The 1,601-nt window shown below is 43.4% G+C and carries 1 protein-coding gene; it reads left to right on the top strand.

The window, feature by feature from the left end; genetic code table 11:
* Positions 1-135 precede the first annotated feature (135 nt).
* Positions 136-1,601 (top strand): efflux RND transporter permease subunit (locus ABJH64_RS13795; protein ID WP_348334530.1); only part of this gene is annotated, 1,466 nt, incomplete at its 3' end.

Below are 1,601 nucleotides of genomic sequence, written 5' to 3'. Positions count from 1 at the left end.
ACTATACTGTTCTTTTTCAATCTTTCTTGATTTAATCCGGATAGGTAAACTTAGGTCTTGCAGACCGCCTTTTTCTATGAGCTCAATTGCTTGTAGCAAAGTTTATCCAGTATTCCATTTTCTTAGGATTATTTCATGCTTAACTCAATTATCAAGTATTTTCTTGAAAACAAATTAGTTACAGTTCTTTTGCTTATCGCTTTGATAGCTTGGGGAATTGTGACAGCTCCCTTCGGTTGGAAAGTAGGTTCGCTTCCATCAGATCCTGTCCCCGTTGATGCCATTCCTGACATTGGAGAAAACCAACAAATTGTTTTCACCCAATGGCCAGGTAGATCTCCACAGGATATTGAGGATCAAATCTCCTACCCACTAACTACCTATCTATTAGGAATTCCTGGAGTAAAGTCCATCCGTAGCTCTTCTATTTTCGGCTTTTCCAGCATATACATCATCTTCAACGAAGACACAGAATTCTATTGGTCTAGATCAAGAATCCTGGAAAAACTCAGTTCATTACCTGCAGGATTGCTTCCAGAGGCAGTTCAGCCGGGACTGGGTCCTGACGCCACTGCTCTAGGCCAAGTTTATTGGTACACGCTGGAAGGAAGAGATGAGCAAGGCAATCCTACCGGAGGATGGGATCTTCACGAGATAAGGACTGTTCAGGATTTCTTTGTTAAGTATGGCTTAAACGCCGTGGAAGGCGTTTCGGAAGTGGCTTCAATCGGTGGATTTGTACAGGAATATCAGGTAGATGTAAATCCCGACGCGCTTAAAGCCTATAATATTCCCTTGATGAAAGTCATGGAAGCTGTAAAGCAATCCAATAGGGACGTAGGTGCCAAAACCATAGAAATCAACCAAGCCGAATATTTAGTGCGAGGCTTGGGCTATATCAAAAAGGTAGAGGACTTAGAAGAGGCAGTAGTTTCCGTGGAGCAAAACGTTCCGATCCGGATAAAAGACATAGGGGTAGTAAGCCTAGGCCCAGCTAACAGAAGAGGACTTTTAGATAAAGACGGGGCTGAGGTAGTCGGTGGTGTAGTAGTCGCGCGCTACGGTTCCAATCCTCTTCAGGTCATTAATAATGTGAAAGAGAAAATCACAGAATTAGCACCTGGGCTCCCAAAAAAGACCTTGGCCGATGGTCGTATTAGCCAGTTGACCATTGTTCCATTTTACGATAGATCTACACTGATTCAGGAAACCCTAGGCACCTTGGAGGAGGCGCTTTCTTTGGAGATTCTGATTACTATTCTGGTTGTGATTGTGATGGTCTATAACCTGCGAGCATCTATTCTGATTTCAAGCTTATTACCAATTGCAATTCTGATGGTTTTTATAGCGATGCGCTATTTTGGGGTAGATGCAAATATTGTAGCTCTATCTGGAATAGCTATCGCCATCGGTACGATGGTGGATTTGGGGATAATCCTTTCAGAAAACATTATCAAGCACATCGATGAAGCTCCTCCAGAGCAGAAGTTGGTCACGACCATTTACAAAGGATCATCAGAGGTAGCCACTGCAATCCTTACCGCTGTGTCCACCACTATTGTGAGTTTTATTCCGGTTTTCACAATGGAGGCTGCCGAGGG

Source organism: Algoriphagus sp., from assembly GCF_039969895.1.
Lineage (GTDB): Bacteria > Bacteroidota > Bacteroidia > Cytophagales > Cyclobacteriaceae > Algoriphagus.
The sequence above is the reverse complement of the archived record's forward strand: the minus strand, read 5'-3'. Positions and strand labels throughout refer to the sequence as shown.